The 3354-nt window shown below is 58.1% G+C and carries 4 protein-coding genes; 2 read left to right on the forward strand and 2 right to left on the reverse strand.

The genetic code is table 11. The features are described from left to right. Together LKE08_RS29280 and ntcA are read right to left on the reverse strand one after the other, a co-directional pair. Nucleotides 1-143, reverse strand: a 143-nt coding sequence (locus LKE08_RS29280) for an HNH endonuclease (RefSeq protein WP_375341414.1), incomplete at its 3' end; no start/stop codon positions are given. A gap of 206 nt (nucleotides 144-349) precedes the next feature. Continuing rightward, the gene (gene ntcA / locus LKE08_RS09680) at nucleotides 350-1015 is read right to left on the reverse strand and encodes a global nitrogen regulator NtcA (RefSeq protein ID WP_324704013.1); all 666 of its coding nucleotides are present in this window, start codon (nucleotides 1013-1015) and stop codon (nucleotides 350-352) included. A 752-nt stretch (nucleotides 1016-1767) separates the two neighbouring features. On the opposite strand from ntcA, the gene fabI reads away from it, so the two are divergent. Both fabI and hisB read left to right on the forward strand, forming a co-directional pair. Continuing rightward, nucleotides 1768-2544, forward strand: a complete 777-nt coding sequence (gene fabI / locus LKE08_RS09685) for an enoyl-ACP reductase FabI (protein WP_324704014.1) — start codon at nucleotides 1768-1770, stop codon at nucleotides 2542-2544. A gap of 66 nt (nucleotides 2545-2610) precedes the next feature. Beyond that, nucleotides 2611-3246 (forward strand): imidazoleglycerol-phosphate dehydratase HisB, encoded by a 636-nt coding sequence (gene hisB, locus LKE08_RS09690; protein ID WP_324704015.1) that lies wholly within the window; start codon nucleotides 2611-2613, stop codon nucleotides 3244-3246. Nucleotides 3247-3354 lie beyond the last annotated feature (108 nt).

Below are 3354 nucleotides of genomic sequence, written 5' to 3' on the forward strand. Positions count from 1 at the left end.
TGACAGTGGCGGTGCAGCAGTTGGAGGTTCTTGTAATCATCCTTTCCGCCGAGGCATTTAGGAATGATGTGGTCGATCTTCCCTTTGACCCTGAGAGTTCCAACCTCATTTGGAATCTTGTGATACCAAACTTTGGAACCTATGGATAGTTATAGGGCTGGTCAGGGATGAGTCCCTTATATTCACTCAGGGGAGTGAAAGCCCCACCGGGAGGTTATTTCAGGCATTTCAGCCCGATTTCATTCCCGAACGAATCGCACCCTACCTCTCCATTGTGCGACGAATTTCTGCGGCTCGCCATTTTTTCGGATGTCTCCCGCAGGCCCGTCACCCCCGGGGTCAAACCCGTTCAGGTGAACTGTTGGCTCAAGGTGACGGGGTTGTGGACTGTTATTTTCTTTTTGTGAATCGAGATCATATTTTTTTGGCGCAGGTCCCCCAACAGCCGAGTCACGGTGACGCGGGTGGAGCCGATCGCCTCCGCGATCGCCTGGTGGGAGAGTTTCAGGTCGATCCGAATCCCTTCCCGGCCGGGAACCCCGAAATCCCGGCACAAAATCAGCAGGAAGCTGACCAATCTCGACCCCATGTCCCGGTGCGCCAATGTCTCGATCATCATTTCCGTTTGCAGAATCCGGGACGAGAGGCCCCGCAACATGATCATCGACAGATCGGGATCGCTCTTGAGCGCCTTTTCCACCTGCTCGATGGGCACCGACAACAGTTCCACCGGCGTGAACGCCACGGCATGGTAAAACCGGTCGGATTTGTGGCCCGTAATCAGTGAGAGGACGCCAAAAACGCTATTTTCCCGCAGCAGGGCGACTGTAATTTCCTCTCCCGCCTCGTAAACCCGGGACAGCTTCACCGCACCCTTGATCAATACATAAACGCGCTCGGCGGGATCGCCGGGGAAAAAGATGGTCTTACCCCGTTCAAAACTTTCCACCACGGGGGGAAATGCCCCGCCGCCAATTTGACGGAACACTGATGCCAACGGTCTATCATACGTCACTGACCCGATCCCTTCCACTGAACCACTGCCCTAGTTGTACTCTTTTTTATCGTCGGGTTATCGTCGCGCCCCGCCCCAGATCCCCCAGAATTGTGAGCCGGGATCTCGAACGGGCGGGGGAACTATAACCAGTCAACTCGATCTGACCCCTTCCGGTGCATTTTCCACAGGAAATCTAAAGAATGGGTGGCCGGCACCGGACGGTTTCGAGTTTTTCCTCCCGTCGCGAACAGGGAATTGAAACGTCCCCGGGAGCCGGTGGTGTCGGACGATGCCCAGACCGAGCCGCCTGCGAGCCCCGGGTTGGGGATGAATCCGGCGATTCGCTCTCCGGCGTGCATTGACTGCGAGCGAGATGTCCGGCGGATAGAAATTGAGTCGGGAGCAGAATCGCGATCGCTCTTGACATCCTCTCACCGTTAAATCAAAGATTATAACGGGAGATTCCGAAGTCTCACAACTGAGGCCGACGGGCTTGAGAGCAACTCACCTCAGTTCCCCAGACTCCCCGGCGAGCATCCCCGATCCTCCGTTCAAACCGGTCTGGGGTTTGACATCGCTCCGGTCTGTCCCGGCGGCCCGAATCCGGCTCAAAACTCCACTGGGGCATCCCCATCCTGGCTCCCTCAATTGATTCGGACGCTTTGCCACCGGGATTTTAACACCAAATGCTCGGCTTTTGAAGTCGGGCGGCGACGGGTTCGGAAATGGAGAGTCAATCGGACTCGATTTTTCAGATAAAATAATCTACCATGTTGGATTTAAACGGAAAAAACGCATTAGTTACCGGCATTGCCAACGATCGCTCGATCGCTTGGGGCATTGCCCAGCAGCTTCACCAGGCTGGTGCCCAATTGGGGATCACCTACCTCCCGGACGAGAAGGGGCGGTTCGAGAAAAAGGTTCGGAATCTCGTCGAACCCCTGAATCCGTCGCTGATCATGCCCTGCAACGTCCAAGATGACGGGTTGGTCGAGTCTTTATTCGCGGCGGTGCGACAGAAGTGGGGCAAGTTGGACATTTTGATCCACTCTCTGGCCTTCGCGGGCAAGGAGGAACTCTCGGGGGACTTCAGCGCCGTGTCCCGGGAGGGCTTCACCCGCGCCCTCGACATCAGCGCTTACTCCCTGGTGCAGTTGAGCGCAGCCGCCAAACCGCTGATGGCTGAAGGAGGGAGCATCGTCACCCTCAGCTATTTGGGCGGCGTGCGGGTCGTCCCCAACTACAATGTCATGGGCATTGCCAAAGCCGCCTTGGAAATGAACGTCCGCTACCTGGCTGCGGAGATGGGACCCCAGGGGGTGCGGGTGAACGGAATTTCATCGGGGCCGATCCGAACTCTGGCCTCCTCGGCCGTGGGGGGGATCACGGACATGATCCGCCACGTCGAGGAGGTCGCGCCGCTGCGCCGCACCGTCACCCAGACGGAGGTGGGCAATACGGCGGCCTTCCTGTGCAGCGACCTGTCGAGCGGGATCACCGGCCAGATTCTCTACGTCGATTCGGGTTACTGCATCATGGGGATGTAGTGCCGGCGGACGGGGCACCGGCCCCGATTCTCCCGACGGTTTTAAACGATCATTCAGTTAAATATCATGCAGACTCGCGATCGCGCATCGACTTCAATTCCCGACACCCTCCCGGCCCGCACCGCTGCGGTGAAGCGCACCACCGGGGAAACGGACGTCTCCGTGACGGTGAATTTGGACGGGACGGGGATCTGCCACGCGGCGACGGGAATCCCCTTCCTCGACCATATGTTGCACCAAATCGCCTCCCACGGCCTGTTGGATTTGGAGATCAAAGCCGTGGGGGATATCGAAATTGACGACCACCACACCAACGAAGACGTGGGCATCGCCTTCGGGCAGGCCTTGGCGAAGGCCCTGGGCGATCGCAAGGGCATCGTCCGGTTCGGACATTTCGTCGCCCCCCTCGACGAGGCCCTGGTGCAGGTCGCCCTCGACTTTTCGGGCCGACCCCACCTGACCTACGGTTTGGAGATCCCGACCCAGCGGGTGGGAACCTACGACACCCAGTTGGTGCGGGAATTTTTCGTGGCCGTCGCCAACAATAGCCTGATGACCCTGCACCTGCGCCAGTTGGACGGGATCAACTCCCACCACATCATCGAAGCGGCGTTCAAGGCCTTCGCGCGATCGCTGCGGATGGCGGTGGAGTTCGACCCCCGGCGGATGCACCAGATACCGAGTTCCAAAGGCGTCTTGTAAAACAATCCGGGTGGCATCAGCCACCCGTTTTCTTCACGTAAAATCTCCGATACGTTTGGAAGCTCTGTCTCTTTAGAGCAGGGAGGAAAAACGAACGGCGGCTTGAGT

Source organism: Lyngbya sp. CCY1209 (genome assembly GCF_035615495.1).
GTDB lineage: Bacteria > Cyanobacteriota > Cyanobacteriia > Cyanobacteriales > Microcoleaceae > Limnospira.

What these genes read in the sequence shown, in the direction of transcription:
- fabI (WP_324704014.1), top strand. Translation starts at nt 1,768, where the DNA reads ATGTTGGATTTAAACGGAAAAAACGCATTAGTTACCGGCATTGCCAAC.
- hisB (WP_324704015.1), top strand. Translation starts at nt 2,611, where the DNA reads ATGCAGACTCGCGATCGCGCATCGACTTCAATTCCCGACACCCTCCCG.